Origin of the sequence: Streptomyces sp. NPDC051109 (assembly GCF_044455885.1) — a bacterium.
Lineage (GTDB): Bacteria > Actinomycetota > Actinomycetes > Streptomycetales > Streptomycetaceae > Streptomyces.
In genome coordinates this window covers 1-22,591 of the sequence record NZ_JBITFF010000035.1, presented here as the reverse complement: position 1 = coordinate 22,591, position 22,591 = coordinate 1, and the positions used below count along the sequence as shown (strand labels likewise).

At 70.6% G+C, this 22,591-nt stretch carries 16 protein-coding genes and 2 pseudogenes; 12 read left to right on the top strand and 6 right to left on the bottom strand.

Translation table 11 applies throughout. The annotated features are described in order from the left end of the window. Positions 1-211: 211 nt before the first annotated feature. On the top strand, positions 212-1,138 hold the full coding sequence (locus ACIBAD_RS35250) for a MerR family transcriptional regulator (protein ID WP_398910967.1): 927 nt from the start codon (positions 212-214) through the stop codon (positions 1,136-1,138). A gap of 811 nt (positions 1,139-1,949) precedes the next feature. Here the strand turns inward: ACIBAD_RS35250 and ACIBAD_RS35245 are convergent. Then, the gene (locus ACIBAD_RS35245; RefSeq protein WP_398910966.1) at positions 1,950-3,140 is read right to left on the bottom strand and encodes an MFS transporter; all 1,191 of its coding nucleotides are present in this window, start codon (positions 3,138-3,140) and stop codon (positions 1,950-1,952) included. A 46-nt stretch (positions 3,141-3,186) separates the two neighbouring features. On the opposite strand from ACIBAD_RS35245, the gene ACIBAD_RS35240 reads away from it, so the two are divergent. The 3 genes from ACIBAD_RS35240 to ACIBAD_RS35230 all read left to right on the top strand — a co-directional run bounded on the left by ACIBAD_RS35240 (position 3,187) and on the right by ACIBAD_RS35230 (position 7,062). Beyond that, the gene (locus ACIBAD_RS35240; protein WP_398910963.1) at positions 3,187-4,593 is read left to right on the top strand and encodes a PLP-dependent aminotransferase family protein; all 1,407 of its coding nucleotides are present in this window, start codon (positions 3,187-3,189) and stop codon (positions 4,591-4,593) included. A gap of 699 nt (positions 4,594-5,292) precedes the next feature. Further along, positions 5,293-5,520: a hypothetical protein gene (locus ACIBAD_RS35235; RefSeq protein WP_398910961.1), complete on the top strand. Its 228-nt coding sequence runs from the start codon at positions 5,293-5,295 to the stop codon at positions 5,518-5,520. Between the two features lie 903 nt (positions 5,521-6,423). Then, on the top strand, positions 6,424-7,062 hold the full coding sequence (locus ACIBAD_RS35230) for a DUF998 domain-containing protein (protein ID WP_398910959.1): 639 nt from the start codon (positions 6,424-6,426) through the stop codon (positions 7,060-7,062). 668 nt (positions 7,063-7,730) lie between these two features. On the opposite strand, the gene ACIBAD_RS35225 is transcribed toward ACIBAD_RS35230, so the two are convergent. Together ACIBAD_RS35225 and ACIBAD_RS35220 are read right to left on the bottom strand one after the other, a co-directional pair. Then, positions 7,731-8,162 (bottom strand): cupin domain-containing protein, encoded by a 432-nt coding sequence (locus tag ACIBAD_RS35225; protein ID WP_134068601.1) that lies wholly within the window; start codon positions 8,160-8,162, stop codon positions 7,731-7,733. Positions 8,163-9,031: 869 nt separating this feature from the next. After that, on the bottom strand, positions 9,032-9,439 hold the full coding sequence (locus ACIBAD_RS35220; RefSeq protein WP_208328915.1) for a TipAS antibiotic-recognition domain-containing protein: 408 nt from the start codon (positions 9,437-9,439) through the stop codon (positions 9,032-9,034). Between the two features lie 311 nt (positions 9,440-9,750). On the opposite strand from ACIBAD_RS35220, the gene ACIBAD_RS35215 reads away from it, so the two are divergent. Both ACIBAD_RS35215 and ACIBAD_RS35210 read left to right on the top strand, forming a co-directional pair. Continuing rightward, positions 9,751-9,954, top strand: a complete 204-nt coding sequence (locus ACIBAD_RS35215; RefSeq protein ID WP_398911004.1) for a WYL domain-containing protein — start codon at positions 9,751-9,753, stop codon at positions 9,952-9,954. 122 nt (positions 9,955-10,076) lie between these two features. Then, positions 10,077-10,430: a hypothetical protein gene (locus ACIBAD_RS35210; protein WP_398910956.1), complete on the top strand. Its 354-nt coding sequence runs from the start codon at positions 10,077-10,079 to the stop codon at positions 10,428-10,430. 459 nt (positions 10,431-10,889) lie between these two features. On the opposite strand, the gene ACIBAD_RS35205 is transcribed toward ACIBAD_RS35210, so the two are convergent. Beyond that, complete coding sequence (locus tag ACIBAD_RS35205) at positions 10,890-12,839, bottom strand: glycoside hydrolase family 9 protein (protein WP_398910954.1); 1,950 nt, start codon at positions 12,837-12,839, stop codon at positions 10,890-10,892. 229 nt (positions 12,840-13,068) lie between these two features. Between ACIBAD_RS35205 and ACIBAD_RS35200 the strand changes: the two genes are divergently transcribed. The 3 genes and pseudogenes from ACIBAD_RS35200 to ACIBAD_RS35190 form a co-directional block, all read left to right on the top strand. Continuing rightward, on the top strand, positions 13,069-13,743 hold the full coding sequence (locus ACIBAD_RS35200) for a winged helix-turn-helix domain-containing protein (RefSeq protein ID WP_398910953.1): 675 nt from the start codon (positions 13,069-13,071) through the stop codon (positions 13,741-13,743). Further along, positions 13,740-14,993, top strand: coding sequence for a sensor histidine kinase (locus ACIBAD_RS35195; RefSeq protein WP_398910951.1), 1,254 nt, complete (start codon positions 13,740-13,742; stop codon positions 14,991-14,993). The genes ACIBAD_RS35200 and ACIBAD_RS35195 overlap by 4 nt, the downstream gene beginning before the upstream one ends. Before the next feature lie 8 nt (positions 14,994-15,001). Further along, a pseudogene (locus ACIBAD_RS35190) lies at positions 15,002-15,678 on the top strand (transcriptional regulator); the annotation flags it as partial. Positions 15,679-15,879: 201 nt separating this feature from the next. Here ACIBAD_RS35190 and ACIBAD_RS35185 read toward each other — a convergent pair. Next, entirely contained in the window at positions 15,880-16,251 is a 372-nt protein-coding gene (locus tag ACIBAD_RS35185) for a hypothetical protein (protein ID WP_398910949.1), read from the bottom strand. 56 nt (positions 16,252-16,307) lie between these two features. Next, a pseudogene (locus tag ACIBAD_RS35180) lies at positions 16,308-16,926 on the bottom strand (transposase). A gap of 287 nt (positions 16,927-17,213) precedes the next feature. Between ACIBAD_RS35180 and ACIBAD_RS35175 the strand changes: the two are divergent. The 3 genes from ACIBAD_RS35175 (at position 17,214) to ACIBAD_RS35165 (ending at position 21,969) form a co-directional block, all read left to right on the top strand. Then, positions 17,214-18,380: a S1 family peptidase gene (locus ACIBAD_RS35175; protein ID WP_398910947.1), complete on the top strand. Its 1,167-nt coding sequence runs from the start codon at positions 17,214-17,216 to the stop codon at positions 18,378-18,380. A 553-nt stretch (positions 18,381-18,933) separates the two neighbouring features. Next, entirely contained in the window at positions 18,934-20,193 is a 1,260-nt protein-coding gene (locus tag ACIBAD_RS35170) for a family 16 glycosylhydrolase (protein WP_398910945.1), read from the top strand. A gap of 132 nt (positions 20,194-20,325) precedes the next feature. Beyond that, entirely contained in the window at positions 20,326-21,969 is a 1,644-nt protein-coding gene (locus ACIBAD_RS35165; protein WP_398910943.1) for a beta-1,3-glucanase family protein, read from the top strand. Positions 21,970-22,591: the final 622 nt, after the last annotated feature.

Genomic DNA, 22,591 nt, shown 5'->3' with positions numbered 1-22,591 from the left:
GTTCGCGTGCTCGGCCAGTTACTGACGTCACTTCGGAATCCCTGAAGCTTTCTCATCCGATCTGATCAATCTGCGGCCTGATCGAAGGTGAGGAGGCGCAGTTGTCTGCTCTGGCGGTGGTGAGGGAACTCAGCAGAGCTCCGGAGAACTTATGGAATGTCGCACTGAGGCGCTTGAGTCTCCAGCGGCTGGAAGATCCAGGATCTCACCCATGGACGACGAACGCCCCGACGTGCTCACCATTGGCCAGCTCGCGCATCGCACCGGACTTCCGGTGCGTACCCTGCGCTTCTGGTCGGACGAGGGAGCGGTGCCGCCCGTGGCCCGCTCCGCGAGCGGTTACCGGCTGTACGACGCAGAGTCCGTGGCCCGCGTCGAGCTGGTCCGCACCCTGCGGGAGCTGGGCCTCGGGCTCGACGACGTGTGCCGGGTGCTGAGCGGTCGGACCACGGTCGCCGAGGTCGCCAACGCGCACGTGGCCGCGCTCGACGCGCAGATCCGCTCGCTCAAGGTGAGCCGGGCCGTCCTGTCCACCGTGGCCACACGTGGTTCCACCGCTGAGGAGACAGCACTGATGAACCGGTTGGCGCGGCTTTCCGCCGCCGAACGCAAACAGATCATCGACGAGTTCAAGAAGGAGGTGTTCGGCGGTCTCGACCTCGAGCCGCGCCTGCGCGACCGCATACACGCCTTCAGCATCGAATTGCCCGACGATCCCACACCCGAGCAGGTCGACGCCTGGATCGAACTGGCCGAACTGGTGCGGGACCCCGGCTTTCGCGCCCGGTTGCGCACATGGATGGAGCTCAACACGCCCGTACCGGGGCAGGGTCGTCCCCCCGGGGCGCCCATCTGGTGGGCAAGGCAGGTGGTGCAAACCGTCGCGGAGGTCATAAAACGCGGGGTTTCCCCGGAAGGGCCGGAGGCGGCCGAGGTGCTGTCCGAGCTGTTCGGCGACGCCGATCGGACCGCCGTGATGCGCAGCCTGGAGGCCGGGATCGAGGCAGGGGCGGAGCGCTACCGCAGGCTCGTCGCCCGCGTGCGCGGACAGTATTCGGCGCCCGACGCGACTGCGGAGCTGGAGTGGCTGGCACGCGCCCTGCTGGCGCAGCCCGCCGAGGTCGACCCTGCGGGTTGAGCGCGAACCCACGGGTCCATCCCCCTAAATCGGGGCAAAACCCTGCTGCTGCAGCGCCGCCGGCCCGGGACGTCCTGGCCTCGCGCATGGGCAGCTCCGGCGAACCGCGGGACGCGTCCCGCGCCCGCTCCTGCCCCGGCTCAGGGCCCTGCACTCCCTCCCGCCTGCTGCTGCGCGGGTGCGGAGGCCGCCAGCCCGTGGGCGCCACCCGCCAGCGTGGACGCGAAGCGCTCCTGGGGCCCTCTGACCGTGGGGTTGAGCGTGCCCCGGGACCTCGACGGCGGCGACCGCCCGAAGGCGCTGGAGCAGCTCGGCGTGGGCCGGCCCGCGCACGCCGCGATCGTCGGCGTCGTCAAGGACGTCCTGACCGAGACTCAGGTGAATATCCTGGCCGGCTCCCGGCCAGTGGCCCCTGCGGGCCCATCGCGTGACCGGATCCGCGACCAGGGCGGCACCGGCCTCCTCGCCGCGCACCTGGCCCGTCTCCAGGCCGACACCTCCTGGAAGGGACGGCTCACCTCCACCATGGTCGGGCGGCTCGTGGATGCGACCCTGCCTCCCTCACCCCGGCCGAGCCCGCGTGAGGGTCCCCCTGGCGGCGGCCCGCTCCCGCGCCACCACCGCACCCGCCGCCGCGGCCCCAGACAGCCGGCCCACAGGATCTGCGGCAGAGCCGTTCAACGAGTACGCCGACAGGGGTGTCGTGGTGGCGTCGATGCCGGGTTGCCGAACGGGGTCAGGTCGTAGACGAGATTGAGTTCGGCACCTTTGGTGGTGGAGCCTTGGGCTCCGTTCGTGTGTGGTCGTGTCGTCATGCGCGGGAGCCGGTCGTGGGGCGATCGCGCCAGGCCGGGGCGAGGGCGGTGAGCATGAGCGCGGCGGTGAGGGTGAAGGCCAGTGCGTAGCCCGTCCGGCCGGCGAGCACCCCGAACCCGACGGCGCCGACGCCCATGCCCGCGTCGTAGGCGAAGTTCCACAGGGCGCTGACGGTGCCGTATCCGGATGCGGGGACACGCGCGTACATCAGCGTCAGCGTGGCGTTCTGGGTGAGTCCGAAGCCGACCCCGAACAGGGCCACGCCGACGACAACGGCGACCGGGCTGTGGGTCAGGGAGGTGAGCAGCGTTCCTGCGGCCGAGACGGCCAGGCCGGGCAGGACGAGTGAGGCCGGTCCGTGCCGGTCGCCGTATCGGCCCGCGCCCCAGCGGGCGACGGTTGACGCAGCGGACTGGACGAACAGGGCCCCGGCTACGACTCCGGGGGAAGCCGACGGTACGGCAAGGGGGAGGAAGGTGACGATGATTCCGGCAGCGAGCGTAGTGGCCGAGAAGATGACAGCGGGCCGCAGAAGAGCGGCTGTTCGCAACCCGGCCAGCACCCCGATAGAGCGTCCCGAGGTCGGCTCGCGGTCCGGCAGGCCCGGCACCGAGGCGATCGCGGCCAGCGCAGCCACGGCGCCGGCGATGCCGATCGGTCCGTACCCCACGTGCGCGACCAGCCACACACCCAGTGGCAGGGCCACCAGCGACGGTACCCCCGACACGATACCGACCAGTGCCAGCCCCTCACCGCGGCGCTCGGGCGGGATCAGCGAGGCCGTCATGGCGCCACCCGCGACGACCGTGAGCGCGAAGCCCAGACCGCGCAGGACACAGACCGCCGTGATCGACGCCGTGCTCCCGGAAGCGGTCAGCGCGAGCGCGGGCGCACCCAGGAGGACGAGCCCGGCGACCAGCGCCAGGCGGTAGCCGAAGCGGGCAGCGAACCAGGGAGTGGCCAGCTCACCTCCGACAGTGGCCAGCATCAGCGTGCCCGTGGCGAGTCCTGCGGCGTTGCCGTGGCCTCCACTGGACGCCTGGGCATAGAGGGGGACGACCGACAACAGCAGGTAGAAGCTCGTCGAGGCACCGATGATCGAGACGAAACGCAGCAGCAGGGGCCGCGTCACCAGGGGCGGTCGCGAACCGGCGCTCTGAGTCTGAGAGTTGATCATCCTTGTCATACGGCAAAGCTAGAGACCGAGTGGGTCACCAGTAAGATCCAATTTCATGCCTCTGGAGTGGTCCGGTCTGTCACCTGATCTGCTGCTGGTCATCGACCGGGACAGCGGCGAGCCGCTGCGATCCCAGCTGGAACTGCGGCTGCGGGAGGCGATCCGGACCGGTCGGCTGCAGGTCGGCGAGCGGCTGCCGTCCTCCCGTGAACTCGCCCGGATACTCGGGCTGTCGCGCGGGCTGGTGCAGGAGTGCTACGCCCAGCTCCAAGCCGAGGGGTACCTCGTGACACGCGTCGGCTCAGCCACCCGGGTCGCCGCCGGCGCAGGCATACCCTCAGCACCCACGCGCCCGCCCTCGGCACCTCCACACCTGGTGGCCGACTTCAAGTGGGGCGTCCCGGACCTCAGCAGCTTCCCGCTCACCGACTGGCTGTGGGCCACTCGCGAAGCGGCACGCACCATGCCGAGAGCGGCCCTCGACTACGGAGACCCGCGCGGCAGTGCGGTGCTGCGCCAGGTCATGGCCGGATATCTGCGGCGGGTGCGCGCCGCCGCAGCGGATCCGGAACGCATCGTGATCTGCTCCGGCTACGCGCAGGGCATGGCTCTGGCCCTGTCCGCCTTGGCCAGGACAGGTATCCGTACGGTGGCGTACGAGGACCCGGGCTCACCGGCCACGGTCTCCTCCGCCGCGTCCTGGGCCGGCGTGTCGGCGATCCCGGTGCCGGTCGACGAACGCGGGATCGACGTGCACGCACTCGCCGCGACCGACGCCCGCGCCGTCGTCCTGACCCCTGCTCACCAGTGGCCCACCGGTGTCGCTCTGGCACCCGAGCGGCGGCTCGCATTGATCGAGTGGGCCAGGAGCCGGGACGCCGTCGTCATCGAGGACGACTACGACGCCGAATTCCGATACGACCGGGAGCCGGTGGGTGCACTGCAGGGACTCGCCGCCGACCGCGTAATATCCATAGGCACCGTCAGCAAATCCCTCGCGCCCGCGCTGCGCATCGGGTGGGTGCTCTGCCCGCCCGCGCTCACCGAGCTGATCACCGAGCACAAGCAGCTGAGCGACCGCGGGTCGCCCACGCTCGATCAGCTCGCCCTCGCGAGAATGATCGAGTCCGGCCGCTTCGACCGGCACCTGCGCCGCATGCGCACGACCTACACGGCACGGCGCACGACCCTGCTGGCGGCGATCGCCGAACACGCCCCCAAGGTCAGGGTGACCGGCCTCGCGGCAGGCTTCCACGCGGTCGCGCACCTCGACGGACCGGCCGACGAGCAGGCCCTCATCGCCGCAGCATACGACCGGTCCGTCCGTCTCTACGGGATGAGCACGTGCCGCTCCTCGCATGCGACCCAGCCGGTACAGCTGGTCCTGGGGTTCGGCAATGTCGGTGAACGCGCCATCACTGCCGGCATCACGGCGGTCGGCGGCCTGCTCAGGGGCCGGTAGCCCGCGTCACAAGTCCCTCCGAAGCTCGGTGACACGTGGCCCGATGGCCTGGGCCGCGCATCGAGCTGCCCGTCGCCGGCCCCACCGGGGGCGACAGCCCGCGAACGGCTCCCGCGGCCGCCGGGCTGCTCCAGCCGTCCGTGTCTGCGCGGGTGTCGAAGCAGGGGGGCCGACGAAGGTCACCGTGCCGGTGTCGACTCGATCGGCGTGTGGCTCCATTGCGCGGCCGCCCGGCTCTCGCAGGGGTCGCGAGTTCTTCCGGCAGACCCGGCAGGCGGCAGGAGTATCGGCCCAGCATGTTGACGTGGTGGCGTCGCACGATGGTTTCTTGAAGATCGGCAGCCTTACCCGAACGGGTGGAAGATCACGGAGCCTGCGACAGAAATTGGATGTGTTCCTCGCCGTCGACGACATCGCCTGGCCCGACCGGGGAACCCCCGCCCGGGCCCGTCCGCTCACCCGCTGACCACACCTCACGGCAGGTGCACTCTTCGGCTGTCCGTCATTCCCGCGCGACCGGCGCCGCCACTTCTCGGGGGATGTCGGCGTAGCGGCGGAAGAGCACCGGGCGGTCCTCGCCGCCTGAATCGGGGTGAGCGGCTCGTCCGGCCGCCGGATGCGGACCGTCGGTGGCGGGGAGGCCGCCGGCCTCCTGGAGGTCGGCGAAGTCGGCGTGGGCGGCCGCGACGGCTTGGGGGTATGTCTCCGAACGCCGAGAAGCCGATTGCCTGCCCCTGCTGCCGTACCTGGCGCCGGATCATGGGCGACAGCGTCCTCGAGATCCGCGAGCACTGCAACTCAGACAAGGTCGCCGAGGGCGAGAAGCACCCCCTGTGCCCAGGCAGCGGTCAGCTCGTGGTCACCGATATCGATGTCTGCCGCTCGCAGGCCCGGCAGAACCGCTTGATGCGCGACGCGATGCCGTAGGAGAACCGGCGCTCCGCCCAGCGGTTCTACGAGCCGATTGCAGCCCTGGCCGCGCCGTTCCCCCGGATCAGGCCGAGAGCAGCTGGAGACGGCCCGCCAGTTCCACCTCGTCCACCACCGGGGGTGCATGCTCTGAGTCAAGGCCGGCACTGCACGGACGGCGGCCTCCTGGCCCTCCGATACGTCCTCGCGCCCAATCAGGGGCCCGCCACGAGGCCCGCGAGGAGCAGGAGCCCCGGGAGCGCCGCTGCCGCACCGTGCGGACGCAGACGGCCCCGGCTGCCCACAGGGCGCAGTGGGCCAAGCACGGTGGCGAGGAGGTCGGGACGGCAACGGCTGTGCGGAGCGCATCGCGGTCGCTCGCCGGGTTGCGCGCCCGCAGCTCCCGCCGGCACCAGAGGACCCCGAGGGGCACGACCGGCGCCAGACCGAGCCGGGCAAGCAGTACGCGCGGAAGACAGCCCCGGGGTGATCGGAGACCCTCCGGGACTCCAGGACCCACGTGGAGGACCTGACGCCCACCACCGTCATGCCAACCGGTGGTGATTCCGACCCGATCATGGACGAGACCCTGCGCTTCCGCGCTCCTACAGATCGAGGAGGCCGAGTCTGTCTGCCCTCTTCTCAGGGGGCGACCGTGTGGCTCGAGGCGATTGGAGCACTTTGTGCAGCTCAGCGTCAGTGTGAGCGACGCAACCGTGTGCATCACCTGTGGCGCTACTTGATGGCGCTCGTTCTGGGAACCTCTGCCTCCGGTCGCAGTAGGGTCTTCCCCACCCTGTTCCGGGGGCTTGTCGGAGTGCCTGGGTCCGGCGCCGCGTGATCGGCTGACCACACGATATTCGCGTGGCGGAAGGTGGACAGGTGAGAGTCCGGATCGGGTACTCGGCATGGATCGTGGGCGTGGTGCAGTTCTTCATCATCCATCGGATCGCCGAGTCGGCTTGGGCCACACCGTACAGCTGGGCGGGGAACAACATCAGCGACTTGGGCAACGCGCACTGTGCTCTGCAGCCAGACCCTGCGCCGCGGTACATCTGTTCCCCCGACCACGGTCTGATGAATGTTTCGTTCGTTGCTCTGGGGATGCTGTTGGTTGTCGGTGTCGCCCTGACCGGTGGTGCCCTTTTGCGCAGGGGACGGGTAGCCTCTGTGGCCCGTCTGCTGCTGGCCGGCGCCGGTGTGGGATTCGTCTTGGCTGGGCTGGCTCCAGCGGACGTCAACGAGAACCAGCATGTCTTGGGTGCCCTCTTCATCATGGCAGCGGGCAACATAGGTCTCATCGTGGCGGGGTTCGGCATGGCAGAACACGTACCGACCCCCCTGCGGTGGGGCACCATCCTGCTGGGAGCCGTAGCGATCACCGCCTTCGGGCTGTTTCTCTCCGACCACTACCTCGGCCTCGGCATGGGAGGTATGGAACGAGTCGCCGCTCTTCCACTTCTGTTCTGGGCGCTGACCGTCGGCGTTCGTGGCCTTCTTCTTCGGGCCGGTCGTACGCAAGAAGCGTTGCCGGCAGCGCGTCTCAGCCGCACTGACTGAGAGCTCTGATCAGAGCCCGGTGGCCGCTCGGGCGACTTCGAGATCAGCCCGGGCTACGTCAGGCGGGCCAGCCAGCTCGAGGTTCTGCCGCTCCAACCGGGTTATTCGGCGCCCGCCGCGGCTGGGGCCACCCGGGAGAAAGGGGCTGTCCATGAGGCGGAACCGGTCTGACGGGGGGCGTGCTGACGGCCATCTGCCTGCTGGGTGGGCCGGGAATCACCGACCAGGTCACCCACGGCCATGACCCGGACCGCCTCGTACAACTGGGCTCCCTCAGCCGCATCATGACGGGAACCGTCATGATGCGGCTGACGGACCAGGGGGTGACCGACTCGACGCCCCTCTGGAGGAGAGTCTCGCTGAGGCACCCCGAGGCTCTGTTAGGGCCTCTTACGCTGGTGCCAAGCTGGGATACGCAAAGACGCAATCGTGTGGCTGCGCGAGCAGGAGAGGTGTTCGCCAACCTCCGCGGCGGCCGGGACATCGGAGTGGGCGTGCAATACCGGCCCAACCACAGCCCGGACGTCGACGGTGCAGTCGCGCGATGCCACTGTGAGCCGCGCCCGGCCGGGGGATACCGAAGCTTTCGACCATGGCGTTTCTCCTTCCCGCTCGTAGGGCAGGCGCCGACAACGATGCCGTCGCTGCGCGGTTGTGTTGCGTTCGGGTCAGAGCATCTCGAAGTCGTCGTAGTCGAACCCGGGGGCGACGATGCATGTCACCAGGACGGGTTCGTGTCCGGCCGGGGCGGCGGTCTGCCAGACACCGGCCGGTACCAGGAACTGGGGCTGCTGCCCGTTCCTGACATCGGGACCCAGCACCGCGGTGTCTGCCTCCTCGGGTGCGGTGGCGTTGCCGCCAAGCCGGAGGGTGAGGGCCGCGCCGTGGTGCCACAGCCACATCTCGTCGGACCGTACGCGGTGCCAGCGGGAGACTTCTCCGGGGTGCAGGAGGTAGTAGATGCCGGTAGCGCACGGTCGGCTCCCGTCGCGGGTGCCGCGGGCGGCTTGCGGGCCGGTCTGCCAAGTACGCCGGAACCAACCGCCCTCGGGGTGCGGTTCGAGTGCCAGCGATGCCACCAGGGGAGAGATCGAGTCCATCCGTTCATGCTGCCCCACCCCCATGCGCCGTGCGCGCGGCGCCCCGGGATTTTGCATGGGACCCGTGCGGCGCCGATGCGCTGGCACCGCGGTCGGGTGAACGTGCGGGGGAGCGCGCTATGGGGGCGGCGCTCGGCGTCGGCTTGCTGGATTTCGGTTCTGCTGCGGCGCATTGCGGTCGGCGGGGCGGGGGGTCCCGTGGCGACCGGCCGATGGTGGCTGCTCAGCTGATGGTCGAAGTGCCCGCCACCCGGTCGGTGTTGGCCCCCACGGTGGGCCAGTGTGTGCGAATTGCGGTAGTGCGTAAGAAGAATTGCGCAGGCGACTGTGATGGATATGTCGGGTCGAGAGTGTGGTCCTCGGCTCCACCGGGCCGACACCGAGAAGCGCCTCTACCGGCCTGTTTCGGCTGGTGGGGCACTGTTCTTGAGGCGCCGGTTGGCGGGTAGGGCGGTCGGAGGGCTCGCGGTATAGGCGGTGCTGACCTTGGTCTCCGTGTAGGCGCCGGACCGGTCGGACACGGCGCAGGTCGCGATCGAGGCCGTGCGGGTTGTCGTACGGCTCCGCCGGGGCCGGGGCGGGCGTCCGCGCGGCTAGCCGTGCCTGCGTGCTCCCGGGCCGGCTGGACCGCCCGGGAGCCGGGGGCGTCGAGCGGTGACCTGCCGGCACTTCCACACGCCCCGCAAGACGGGCCCCACCGCGTCCTGGAGCAAGAAGTCGACCACCCCGCGACCCCGTCGCGGCGTTAAAGAGCAAGGCAGAGGCTGTCGCAGCCCTTGGGCCTGAACCCCCGCCCTGCCCTTCGGGGGTGCGCCCGGGCCCCGGTCCGGGCGCACCCGCTCATGCATGTCCTGGCCCGTGTCGCCCGACTATGCCGAGGCCTCGGCCCCTGCACTGGGCGCGAACCCGCTCCCCTGCTCGGCGAACACCCTGATCGCGGCGCCCATGAACTCCACCATCCCGGGGTGGTAGGAATCGTGGAACGCCCTCATGGCCTCGTCCTCGGCGTAGAAGAGCGACATGCCGACGTAAGCGTCCCTGGAGGGGGTGTAGAACCGGCAGACGATGTCGAAGTGCCTGCGGACGAGCTCCTGGATCTGCTGGTCTGCGGGCAGGGAGCCACCATTCAGGAAAGCCGTGATCTCCCGGTACAAGACGTCCCAGTCCTGGTGGACCCGCTCCCTGTCCACATGTGCCCAGTTGTTGGTCTCGGCAAGGCTCTTCGCCTGCTCCTCGGCCAACGACCGGCGACACTCGTCCTCGTAACTGTTCCCCACGGCACCGCTTCCCATCGTTTCGTCACCTCTCCGGTGGATCCCCAAGAGGCCGCCGACATGTCGACATCGACCGGCCGCCGATGATCAACTGTCGGTCTCGGCCGAACGGTGACACACAGCCACCGGGTCGGCAAACCATTTCTTGGACCCTCCGGCGCTCCGTCCCGGTCAGCCTGCGGCGGAAGGACGCAGCTCGAACGGCGAGCGAACAGTTCCGGCCCCACCCGCTGCCCTCCCAGGCCACCGCCCTCCCGTAAACGGTCGTCGGAACCGCCTGGGAGACCAGCGGACCGCGTGCCGACACCGCCCTCCTGGCCACCCTCGCCGTCGCCTGCCGCGACCACGAGGTCCTCACGTTCGACTACACCACTCGCGCGGGCACCACCGCTCCACGCCGGGTCGAACCGCAGCACCTCCCTGCCTCCGGCGATCTGTGGTACCTGCTGGCCCACGACACCGGCAGGGACGACTGGCGCGTCCGCAGCCATACCCAAGGGGTCCCCGGGCGGCGGTGAGGATGCCGCGGACGCTTAACCGATACGACCGCGCCCCCCTACTAGCCGAAGTGCTCGGGACCGGACATCCGGTTCCGCAACGTGCTCGCCGCGCGGGAACGGGCCGGGGAGGCGAAGGACTGATGGACAAGAAGAAGCGTGTGCGGCCGGACGTGGACCATGCGGCGTTGGAGTCCGGGCGGCGGAGGGAGCTGGCGGCGCCGCAGTTGGGTGACCTGCGGGTCGTGCAGGAGATGTTGCGGCGGCGTGAGCGGTTTACGGCGATGGGGTACGAGGCGCTGCTCCAGCTCCATGCGCGGGCAGTGGACGGCCGGGCGGATGCGGAGGCGGCGGGGGATGAGGCGTGGGTACAGCGGGTCGGCCCGCGTATCGCCGACATGGAGTTCGTCCTGGCCGTCAAGGGGCAAGCGGTGTGGCGCGGAGTCGGGGCGGGCGCAAGAGGAGGAGAGGCGGAGGCGGAGCGGCGGGCGCGTTGAGCGCGGCCGGTGCCCCGCTGCGCACCTTCGACCGTCCGTCGTGGTGCGACGGGGGAGGGCGGCGACCGCTGACCCACGACGCACTCGCCGCTGCCGGCGCGGCCGCACCACCCCCCCGGGGCGACGTTGGGGCCGAGGTCAGCAGTGGCCAAGCCGGTTTCTCCGTCAACGAGTTGGAGGGCGACCTCGGTGCGGGCGGCAAGGTGGCCTCTCTCCGCTCAAGGACCGTCACGCAAACGGGAAGGCAGAGAACCTCAACCAGGGCCGTGCCGTCCACAAGCGGTGCTGCCCCGCCGATGCCTCAGTGGGGTCGGCGGGGCAGCGGAAGGGCCGGGCCGGTCCGTCGCCGGCTTCGCTCCGGTGACATTCACTGATGCGATTGCGCGCAAAGCCGGATCTTGCCGCGGTCTTACTTCAGCTCGTCCGGTGCACGGTGGCGTGTTGCTTGTGGCTCGGTCTTCAGCTGCGGGCGGTCTCGGGGCCGGATGCGGCGGAGAGGGTGAAAGAGAGCAGTGCGGTGGCGGTGAAGTCGTCTGCGGATTCGACTGTCTGCCAGGCGCCTACGTGGTCCATAAAGCCGCCGCCGCGGCCGTCGAACACGGCGAAGGGGTTGCCGTCGTTGGTCGGGCACTTGCGCATGCCGGGGAAGGAGTTGAGGTCCTTGAGCTTGTCTGCCGCGTTGGGGCCGTTGACGACGCCGCCGCGGAGGATGTCGCCTTCGCCGTTGAGGTCACCAGCGAGGTTGGCGGGCTGGTGTTCGGGGCAGCGCGGGAAGGTGCTGCCGGCTCCGATGACGAAGGAGGAGCCCCAGGCGTTGGCGCCCAGCGTCCAGTTGCGCTGCTGGGTGGCGAACGCGTCGTAGTGGGAGTCGCCGGTCACACGCCGGTACAGCTGGGCGGTGGCGGCCAGGCCGAAGGCGTGAGGCACGGAGTCGAAGTCGGTGTAGACGGCGCCGGCCCGGAAGGGGTCCTTGGCCGCGCGGGAGCTGCCGTCGTCGAGCTGGCGCTTGAGGTCGGCGACGAGGCCGCCGCGGGTGGCCTCGGTGCTCTGGGCGCCGGAGTCGACGAGTTTGGCGAGGTCGGCGTGCGCGAGTGCGCTGACGTCGCCGAGTCCGAGGGTGCCGAGGGTGTCGGAGGCGAGGTACTGCTTGGCCCAGTGGCCGGCCTGCTTGGCCCAGTCGGCCGCCCGGCCGTCGTTGAGGGCCGTGGCGGCGAGGGCCATCTCGGTGGCACCGAATTCCATGTCGTCCTGCCAGGACGCCTCGGGGTAGAAGCCGTGCGGGAAGGCGGTGACGAGCTGGTCGCCGGGAGTGGTGTCGGCGAGTGCGTAGATGTGCGCGGCCTTCTCCAGCTCTGCGCGTGCCCGGGCGGGGTTGTCGGCGGCGTCCAGCTGTGCGGCCAGGGCGAAGGTCGCGGCCACGCGTCCGGCGAGGTTGGGGCTGATGGGCTTGCCGGGGGGTGCCGCGCGGAAGACCGGGCGGTGCTTGATCATGTAGTTCGGGTCGCCGGGCGTGACCTGCAGGGCGTCGTCGGCCTCGGGCAGGCGCCAGTCGTCGTGGTCGGAGCGGATCTTGCCGGAGCCGTCGTCCGTGTCGCCCTTGCCCAGGCCGACCTGGACGTAGAGGGTGCGGGACTTGTCGTCCCACATCTTGTCGAGCCAGTCGAGCCCGTGGCGGGCCTCGGCGGCCAGCTCGTTCCCGCCGACGGGCGTGGTCCGCTGCGCGAGCAGGAGACTGGCGGTGGAGTAAGAGGCGGTATGAGTGAACTTGAGGAAGTCGCCGGCGTCGTGCCAGCCGCCGGAGGCGTCGACGGGGCCGCCGACCGGCTTGAGGGGCGCGGTCAGCACGTTCCCGCCGTCGTCGTAGGCGGGGGTGTCGTAGACGGTGGCCTGGCGGTCCGCGAGGTGGGAGGGCTGGCGCCGCAGCCTGGTGGGCACGATGTCGGCTCCGTCGCGCTGGGCCTGGAAGAAGCCGACGTTGTCCTGGACGAGCTTGCCGAACAGGTCGCCGGCGGGTGCGACGTGGAACTGCGGGGAGACCGCGTTGACGGGCCCGGACACCTCCACCCGGTAGTCACCGGGCTCGGTCAGGCCGGACAGGTCCAACGTGTGAACCGCCCGGTAGGTGTTGTTCCACCGGCCCGTGGAGGCCCCGACCCTGCCGCTCAGCACCTCGTTCCCGTCCACGTCACGCACCCGGAAGGACGCCGTGGACGCCGGGACGGAGGTCATGAGATAGGCCTGCTTGGTCTCACCGGGCGTGTAGCCGACCTGGTCCACGCGGACTTCGGCACGCGGCGTTCCCGCCAGGGCGCCCGTTCCCTGGGCGGACTGGACGCAGAACACCGCGGCGACCGTAGCGGCCAGGCCGGCGGCGGTAACGCCGATTACACGAGTACGAATCTTTGCCATGCCCGCACACTCTCAGCCGGCTCATGAGGCCAACATGAGGAAGCCCGGCCCGGCCGCAGAGTCCCAGTTTCCCCGGCCCTCGACGACACAGGCACCCCGCCCCCGGCACGCGGAACTCCGTCCGGCGGCGGTTCAACGGCATCGCGCCCTCGGACACCGGCCGGACATGACGGTTAAGCACCGCTACAGCGTCGTTCATGCCCTTCTCGGCCCAGTAGGCTCGCCCGTCATGCGCGTACTTGTCCTCGAGGACGACCCCGAACTCGGCCCCGTGATCATCAGAGGCCTGCGCGAAGCCGGCTTCGCCGTCGACTTCGCCGGCGATCTCGCCGATGCCGACTTCAAGCTCGCGGTCAACACCTACGACTGCCTCATCGCGGACCGCACCCTGCCCGACGGCGACGCGCTCACCCTCCTCGCCGCCCAGCGCAGGCGGGGCTCCACCCTGCCCGTCCTCTTGCTCACCGCCCTCGATGCGGTCACCGACCGCGTCGCCGGCTTCGAGCACGGCGCCGACGACTACCTCGTCAAGCCCTTCGCCTTCGCCGAACTCAGCGCCCGCGTCCGCACCCTGTGCCGCCGCGGCCAGCCCGCACGGCTGCCCGAGCTGCGCGTCGGCGACCTGGAACTCGACCTGCCGCGCCTCCGGGTACGGCGAGCGGGCGTGCTCCTGACCCTCACCCCGAAGGAGTTCTCGGTCCTGGAGGTCCTGATGCTGCGGGCCGGCGAGGTCGTCACCCGCACCGACCTCATCGAACGCTGCTGGGACGAGCAGACCGAACCGCTCTCCAACGTCGTCGACGTCCTCATAGGCCAACTGCGCCGCAAACTGGGCCCGCCCGAGCTCATACGGACGGTGCGCGGTGTCGGCTACCGCATCGATGATTCGGCTACGGGCCTGTGACGCCGCGCACCCCCGCCGTCACGCGCGTGCACCGCGCCCGCTGGGCGATGACCGTGCTGTTCGCCGCGACCACCGCCGCCTGCCTGCTGGTGCTCGCCGTCCTTGCTGCGCGCACCGACGGCCGGTCCCGGACGGAAGAGCTCGACAACGGCGTCAGCCACCGGGCGGACGGGCTCGCCCGCACGACGTACTTCGACCGCGGCGTCCTGCACCTCGACGCCCTGTCGGACGACGACCTGGCCCGCAGCGCCGAGATGCTCGGCGTCCTCCAGGCGCCCGAACACGCCCGGCCGCAGATCCGCTACGCGCGCGATTCCCGGGCCGCGCTGCCGGACCAGGCTGCGCTGGACGAGATCTGGCAGCAGGTCCAGCACGACCAGGAGACCGTCCTGGTCAGCGCCGACGTCGACGGCCGGGAATACCGGTGGGCCGCGGCCCCCGTCTGGGACGACGACAGGATCGGCGCCGCTGTCCTGGTCGGAGCCGACCCCGCCGGCAGCCTGGCCGCCCACACCCACCTGCTGCACTGGCTGGCAGCGGGCTGCGCGGCCCTGGTGCTGGCCGCCGCCGCGGTCGGCCACCTCCTGTCCGGGCGGGCCATGCGACCTGCCCTGCGCGGACTCGAACAGCAGGAACAGTTCCTCGCCGAGGCAGCCCACGAACTGCGCACCCCGCTGGCCACCCTGCGGCTGGTGGTCGAAGGCGGCAGTACCTCGCCGGCCCGGGCTCCGGAGGCCCTGGACGAGGCCGTGAAACTGATCGACCGCCTGGGCCGCCTGGTCACCGGCTTGCTGGCCCGCGCCCGCGTCGAAGCCGGCACCCATGACATCGAGCTGACCCCGCTACGGCTCGACCAGCTTGTCGAACAGACCGTCGAGGAAATGCCCGACTACACCGGTGTCACGCTCATCACCGAGGCCGCCATCGTCGACGGCGACCCCGAACTGCTCGCCCAGGCCGTCCGCAACCTCGTGGAGAACGCCCTTCGACACGGCGGCGGAACCCCGGTCGACGTGAGTGTCACCCCGGGCCGCGTCGCTATACGGGACCACGGCCCCGGCGTCCCGGCCAAGGACCGCACCCGGGTCTTCGAGCGCCGCGCCACCGGGCCGGCGAGCACCGGCACCGGCACCGGCCTTGCCATCGTCCGCTGGGTGGCCGAACTCCACGGCGGCACCGCCCAGCTCTCCTTGGCGCCCGGCGGTGGGACGCTGGCCGAGCTGCTGCTGCCCCAGCCGACCGGCACCTGAGCCCGGGGCCGACCGTGGCCTACGCCCAGGAGCTCGGCTACGACATGGCGCCGATCGCGGCGTGGGTGCGGAACGAGAACGGCCGCTACCTGGACAACAGATACGGCCGGCTGCGCGACGCCTACCTGGCGACGACGGCCGGCCTGGGTGTCGCCGCCGACCTATCTCCGCCGGAGTTCGTCGAGGCGATGGGCGGCTACCGCCAGCGCGAACCGCAGATGGCGATCGTGGTGTCCGCGGTCAAGGCCACCGTCAAGGACGGCATCGGCAAGCTGTGCGAGCGGCCCCGCGGGGCGACGGCTGGCGCCCCGGCGAGCCGTGGCGGGCCCTGTCCCGTCCCACCTGGCGCCCGGACATCCGTTCCGCCGTGATTTCCCGGGCCCGGATCAACCTGCGCCGCAAGCTCGTCAAGCACGCCGCCGTCACCGGCCAGTACCCGGTCGCGATCCTCTCCGACTGCGCCGTCTACGCCGCCGACAGCCCGTCCCCGCTGGACTTCCTGCCCTACCGTGACGGCAAGACGCTGCCCGGCGGCTGGAAGCTCGGCGTGAATCCTGGGTTCGTTGAGTGGGAGGGGACGCAGACCGTGCTGTGGGGCGAGGGCGTACGCGAGGAGCAGGGCGACGACCTCAACCTCGCCCGGTACATCAAGGACGGCAACAGCACCCACACCGACGACGGGGAGCCGGGGCGAACGCAGCAGCTGCGTGACATCGCCGCCGAGGGCCTCCAGGAGGTCTACTTCAAGGAACGCAGGCGCCGAGCCGACGGCCTCCTAGCGGAGTTCACCAACGTGGAACACATCGCGTTCGACCTGTAGGTACCCGGACAGCAGAGCGAGGCTGAGCCCACTGTGACTGAGCGCTCCGGTCGGCGGGTGAGCGCTTCAGGTGGCGAGTCGGTTCGCGGAGACCAGCCACCGCCAGCGGCGGCGCTCCGTGACGAGGGTTGCGGCGGCCAGCAGGGTCACGGGGGTGGCCGCCCAAGCGGGCCAGGCCAGCCAAGAGGAGACCACGGCCGCGGCGAGCTGGAGCAGCACCAGCAGGATCGTGGCCCATCCGGGCACCGCGACGATCACGTTGGCCTTGTCCCCCGGGGTGGAGAACAACGTCGGAAGGCCGATCAGGGCCACCACGGACAGGGCGGCAAGCAGCCACGAGTGGCTGGCCAGGGCCCAGGGGGTGGCCACCCACGCGACGAGTTCCGTCGCGAAGCGCAGGGCGGACGCCGCGCGGTCGTCCGGCCGTCTCAAGGTCATAGCCCCATCGGCAGCGTCGGTCACCTGCGGACGATCTCACGGCGCGCGGCTGAGTGCTAGGGGTGTCCGCAATGCCATGTGGGGAGCCATAGCCGCGGCAGGCGAGGGTGACCAGGGCTTGGTGGTGGCGGGCTGCGGGCTCGTTTGTGGTAGCGGGTGGCGAGGGCCTTGTTCTGCTTGAGTTTGCTGAAGCAGCGTTCGACGACGTTGCGTCGCCGGTAGGCGGGGCGGTGGGGGAGGCGCGGGCGTTTCGGGACGAGTAGCCCTTGTCGCCGGCCACCCGGGCCGGACGGGTCCGTGGCCGGGCCGGCCCGGCCCGGCCCGCCCTGCTTGACGCGGATGCGGGCCATACCAGCTCGAACTGCGTGCAGTCGTTGACGTTCCCGCCCGTGATCGTGAACGTGAGGGGCAGGCCGCGGCATCGCGGGCGAGGTGGATTTCGGTGGTCAGTCCGCTGCGGGACCGGCCGGTCGCCTCGCCAGTCCACGGCCCATACCGCTCGGGCAGGTCCCTCCAGGCCGCCCCCGTGGACAGCTTCCACACAATCCCGTTGAGGACCTGCCGCCGGTCCCGCACCGGACGCCCCATCCGGGGCGGAGCCAGTAAAGGCCCGATGACTTCCCAAGCCTGATCAGTCAGTTCATGACGACGCCCCAAGAGCGGAGCAACGACCAACCGACTTTGCGGACACGCCCTGTCCCTGTGAAGCGAGTGCGCGGACCTGGGCGTCGAGGTCGGCCGTGCATTCCACCAGTCCACGACCGCGACGTCGAGTCGGTCAGGCCGGTGACGAAGTCGCCCCTCGGCGCCGGGGGAGTCCTCGGTTCACCGAGTGGTCGCGCGGGTCCCGCCGCAGCGAATCCGTATTTGGTATGGACCTGACAAACAGGGGAGGCTAGCGTAGCGCCCGACACTCTGTGAGAGCGCTCTCAAGCGTTCGATCCCCCACGCCAGGAGGTCTCGTGAAACACGCCCGCCCCTTACGCGCCACCGTCGCCGCCCTGCTCCTGACCGTCGGCCTGGGCGCCGCCCGCGCCGGTGTGGCGAGCGCCGTCCCGCTTCCGGAGCCCGCCGCGGCATCGTCCGCCACAGCGCCGTCCGCCTCGGCCGGACTGCTCGACGCGATGCGCCGGGACCTCGGGCTCACCGCTACCCAGGCCGCGGAGCGGCTGAGCGCGGAAAAGGCCGCCGCGGCCGTCGAGAAGACCGCACGGCAGGCCGCGGGTGATGCGTACGGCGGTTCGTGGTACGAGCCGTCCACGGGCCGGCTCGTCGTCGCGGTGACCGACCGCGCGGAGGAGTCCGAAGTGCGGGCCCTGGGTGCCGACACCCGCCTCGTCCGGCACAGCGCCGCCGCGCTGGACCGCGCTAAAGCGCGCCTGGATGCGCTGCGCGCCCCCACCGGGGTGGCCGGCTGGCACGTCGACCCGCGGACCAACAGCGTCGTCGTCACGGTCGTACGTACCGAGCGGGACGCCCCCGCCGTACGGGCGTTCGTCGACCGGGCCCGGGCCGGCGGTCCCGTCACCGTCGCCGAGACGGCGCAGGCGCCCCGCACGTACGCCGCGGGCACCGTCGGCGGCGACCCGTACTACACCGGCAACGTCCGCTGTTCGATCGGCTTCTCCGTGTACGGCGGCTTCGTGACGGCTGGGCACTGTGGGCAGGCGGGGGCCGCCGTGCGGGGCTGGGACGGGTCCGCGATGGGCACCTTCCAGGGATCCTCGTTCCCCGGCAACGACTACGCGTACATCGGCATCCACAGCGGCTGGTGGACCGTACCGGTGGTGCTCGGCTGGGGCACCATCCCGGACCAGCTGGTACGCGGCTCCGCCGAGGCACCCGTGGGCGCCTCGATCTGCCGGTCGGGGTCCACGACGCACTGGCACTGCGGCACCGTCCTCGCCAAGAACGAGACCGTCAACTACAGCCAGGGTGCCGTCTACCAGATGACGAAGACCAGCGTCTGCGCCGAAGGAGGCGACTCCGGCGGCTCGTTCCTCAGCGGGGACCAAGCCCAGGGCGTCACCTCCGGCGGCTGGGGCAACTGCTCGTCCGGCGGCCAGACGTGGTTCCAGCCGATCAACGAGATCCTCGGCCGCTACGGCCTGACTCTGCACACCGCCTGACGCTGGACACCGCCTGACCCTGCACACGCCTGAGGCCGGCGCGGCACCAGGTCCTTCCGGGCACGAGCACCCGGAAGGACCTGTCGCCCGGCTTCCCGTACGGAGCCGGCGGCGCTGCTCGTCGAGGTGTCTGGCGCCGGACCAACCCCGGTACACCGATCGACGGGCTGCGCGAGCCGGACACCTGCCCATGAACGAGGAACCGTCGGCTGGGGCTGGGTTCGTGGCCGGGAGCAGGCGGTCCGTACGCCCGCGCGCGGATTACCCGCAGCGGCGGTCCGGCCGACGATCACGTGAGGCTCCGATTCACATCTCCCTGCATCAAGCCAGCCTTAAGAGAGCGTTAAGTCGAAGGCCACAAGAGAAAACCGCAGCTCAGAGGCGTGCGAGGAGTGACGTCTGACGTTGCCATGACGGTTACCCCTCCGTAATACTCACTGCCTCGGGTGAGATTGCGTCGCGATTGAGAGCGCTCTCGTACCCCTTCTGTCACCCTTCACGGCTCGCCCGGCCTGGCCCCCTCCTCCCCCCACCCAGACAAGGAACCGTGCCCATGGCTGCTGCTCATCGCGCACGTCGCCGCTCTCTCGGCGGAGTGGTGCTCCTCGTGACCACCGCCCTGGTCGCGGCCGTGCTCATGTCCTTAACCCGTTCGGTCGCCCCGCACGCCGGTGCCGCCGTCGCATCGCAGACCTGGTCCGACGAGTTCGACGGCGCGGCCGGTCGCGCTCCTGACGCCACCAAGTGGACGCTGGAGACCGGCGGTTCGGGCTTCGGCAACCACGAGCTGCAGTACTACACCAGCAGCACCTCGAACGCCGCGCTCGACGGCCGGGGCAACCTCGTCATCACCGCGCGGAAGAACACCGACGCCCGCCTCGCCTGCTGGTACGGGCAGTGCCAGTACACTTCGGCCCGGCTGAACACCGCCAAAACCTTCACCCAGGCGTACGGCCGCTTCGAGGCCCGCATCAAAATCCCGCGCGGCCAGGGCGTCTGGCCCGCCTTCTGGATGCTCGGCAACGACCTCGGCAGCGTGGGCTGGCCCAACAGCGGCGAGATCGACATCATGGAGAACGTCGGCCGCGAACCCAACACCGTGCACGGTACGGTGCACGGCCCCGGGTACTCCGGAGCGGGCGGCCTCGGCGCCGCGTACAACCTGCCGGGCGGCCGCGCCTTCGCCGACGACTTCCACGTGTTCGCCGTCGACTGGAGCCCGAACTCCCTGGTCTGGTCGGTGGACGGCACCACGTACAAGACCCTCACGCCGGCCGACACCGGCGGCAACAAGTGGGTCTTCGACCACCCGTTCTTCGTCATCCTCAACCTGGCGGTCGGTGGGGACTGGCCCGGCAGCCCGGACGCCTCCACGTCCTTCCCGCAGACGATGACCGTCGACTATGTCCGCGCCTCCTCCTCCGGCGCCCCCGCCGCACGCCCGGTCCGCGGCATCGGCGGCATGTGCGTCGACGTCGCCGGCGGCTCCGACGCCGACCGCACCCCCGTCCAGCTGCACGACTGCACCGGCAGCGCGGCCCAGCAGTGGACCATCGGGGGCGACGGCACCGTCCGCGCCCTCGGCAAGTGCCTGGACGTCGCGGGCGGCTCCACCGCCGACGGCGCCGCCGTCCAGCTCTACACCTGCAACGGCACCAACGCCCAGAAGTGGACGTACACCGCCGCCCGTGACCTCATCAACGCCGGTGCGGGCAAGTGCCTGGATGCCAAGGGCAACTCGTCTGCCGACGGCACCCGGTTGCAGACCTGGTCCTGCACCGGTGCCACCAACCAGAAGTGGACGGTCGGCTGACCCGCCAGCCCCGCCGCCCACCCTTCCCCCCGTCCCTGCGTCCGACCGCTCCCCGCCCGACCTCATGAAGAACGGACCCCCCCCGTGACGGCTCGCCACCAGCGAACGATGCCCCGTAGAAAACTCCTCGCCGTGACAGCGGGCCTGGCCCTGGCCGTGCCCGCCGCGGCTGCCTGGCTTGAGGTGAGCGCCGACGCGTCCACCACCCCCACGCTCCCCCTGGACCTGGTGAACACCACCGGCAACAGCACGGTGTACGCCTATGTGCTCGGCCGTGACCCCGCGGCCGGCGGCACCTGGGCCTTCATCCAGGCCAACGGCTCCGGCCTGTACCACCCGCCGGCCCCGGCCAACGATCAGACCCCGCTCGGGGTCGACTGTGCCATCCCGCTCAACGCGCCCGGCGCCGGGGCGCGGAGGGTGACGCTGCCGCGCCTGGACAGCGGCCGTATCTACTTCTCCGTCGGCATGAAGCTCACCTTCCTGGTGAACCGCGGCGGCGGCCTGGCCCTGCCGTCGGTGAGCAATCCGACCGACCCCAACGCGAACGTCCCTCACGACTTCTGCGAATTCACCTTCAACAGCGACCAGTTGTACGCCAACATCACGTTCGTCGACATGGTCTCGCTGCCGATCGCCTTCCAACTGGAGACCGGGCAGGGCACCCAGACCGTGCGCGGGCTACCCGCCGACGGACTGTCCCGGGTCGCCGCCGCGCTGCGGGCCCAGTCCGCCGCCGACGGCAGCGACTGGAGCCGGCTGATCGTCACCGCGGGCGGCCGCGACTTGCGCGTACTCAGCCCCAATCTGGCGATCCGCGGCAACAGCGCCTTGTTCCGCGGCTACTTCGACGGCTACGTCGACGAGGTATGGAACAAGTACCGCTCCACCGACCTGCGCATCGACACGCAGTTCACCTGGGGAACCGTCACCGGCCGGGTGAACGGCGACGTCCTCGCCTTCCCCGGAGTCGGCACCTTCGCCAAGCCGTCCACCCTTTCGATCTTTTCCTGCAGCGACGCGCCCTTCACCACGGGCAACGACCTGATGGGCAATCTCAGCGCACGGCTCGCCGCCGCCTTCAACCGCACCACCCTGCTGGACAACCCCCACCAGCCGACCGCCGAGAACCCCGCCGCCTTCTACACCCGGCCGCGCACCAACCACTACGCCCGCATCCTGCACAACGCCACCCCCGACCATCTCGGGTACGCCTTCCCGTACGACGACGTGCACCCGGCCGGAGTCGACTTCGAGGGCAAGGTGCAGTCCGGCAGCCCCGGCCGCTGGACGATCACGGTCGGTGGTGTGGCCGGCGGCGGCACACCGACTCCGACGCCGACCGCCACTGCCCCGGGCGGCGGGGTCAGCGCCTTCACCACCATCCAGGCCGAGACATTCAACGCCCAGTCCGGAGCACAGGTCGAGGCCTGCTCCGACGGCGGCGGCGGATCCGACGTCGGCCATCTGTCCAACGGCGACTGGCTCAAGTTCTCGGCCGTCGCCTTCGGCGCCACCGGCGCCACCCGCTTCGACGCCCGCGTCGCTTCGGGGGCCGCCGGGGGAGTGAGCGGCCTGGTGCAGGTCCGCCTCGACAGCCCCACGGCCACCCCGGTCGGCGGCTTCGCCGTCGCCAACACCGGCGGCTGGCAGGCATGGCGCACCATCCCCGCCGACATCGGCCGCACCACCGGAACCCATGACGTCTATCTGACCTTCGACAGCGGCCAGGCCGCCGATTTCGTCAACGTCAACTGGTTCTCCTTCGCCCCGTAGTGCTTTGCTAGCTGGTCTTGTCACGTCGGGTGTGCGGTAGTTCGCTGGTTGTATGAGGGCTGGCGAACGTGCCGCGGTGCGGGGCCGGTTGGAGGAGTTCGCCTCGGAGGTGTTCGCGCCGCTTGTAGATACTCGAACTGGCCGGGGTCGGGCTGCGGCCCGCGGTGCTGGTCGCGGACACCGGCTACGGCGCGAACGCGGACTTCCGCCACGGTCGCGAAGACCGGCGCCGGGCCTGCGTCCGCAGGCCGTCGACCCGCTCCAGCCCGCCTACGGCGGACTCGGCCCCCCGGCTGCCCTGTTACCGCACCCGGCCCGTGTCATTACGCGAGCATGTGCTGGCTGCCGGACGGCAGAAGGGGGGCCTGACCTGGTGCAAGGTTCGAAAGCGGCGATGAGCTCGCACTTCGTTCTCCTGCGCGTCCGCCAGGCAGGTCGGCGTCCGAAGCCTGCCGCCGACGGCACGATCCCGATCGCCTGGCTGATCGCGCAGTGGCGCGTACTGCCACCGTTTCTGACTCAGGTCACTAGTGATCTGAGTCAGAGATTCGTCGGCAGTAGGCGGCGACCTTGTCGAGGATCTCGTCGGCCGTCTTTGTCCAGACGAAGGGTCTGGGGTGTT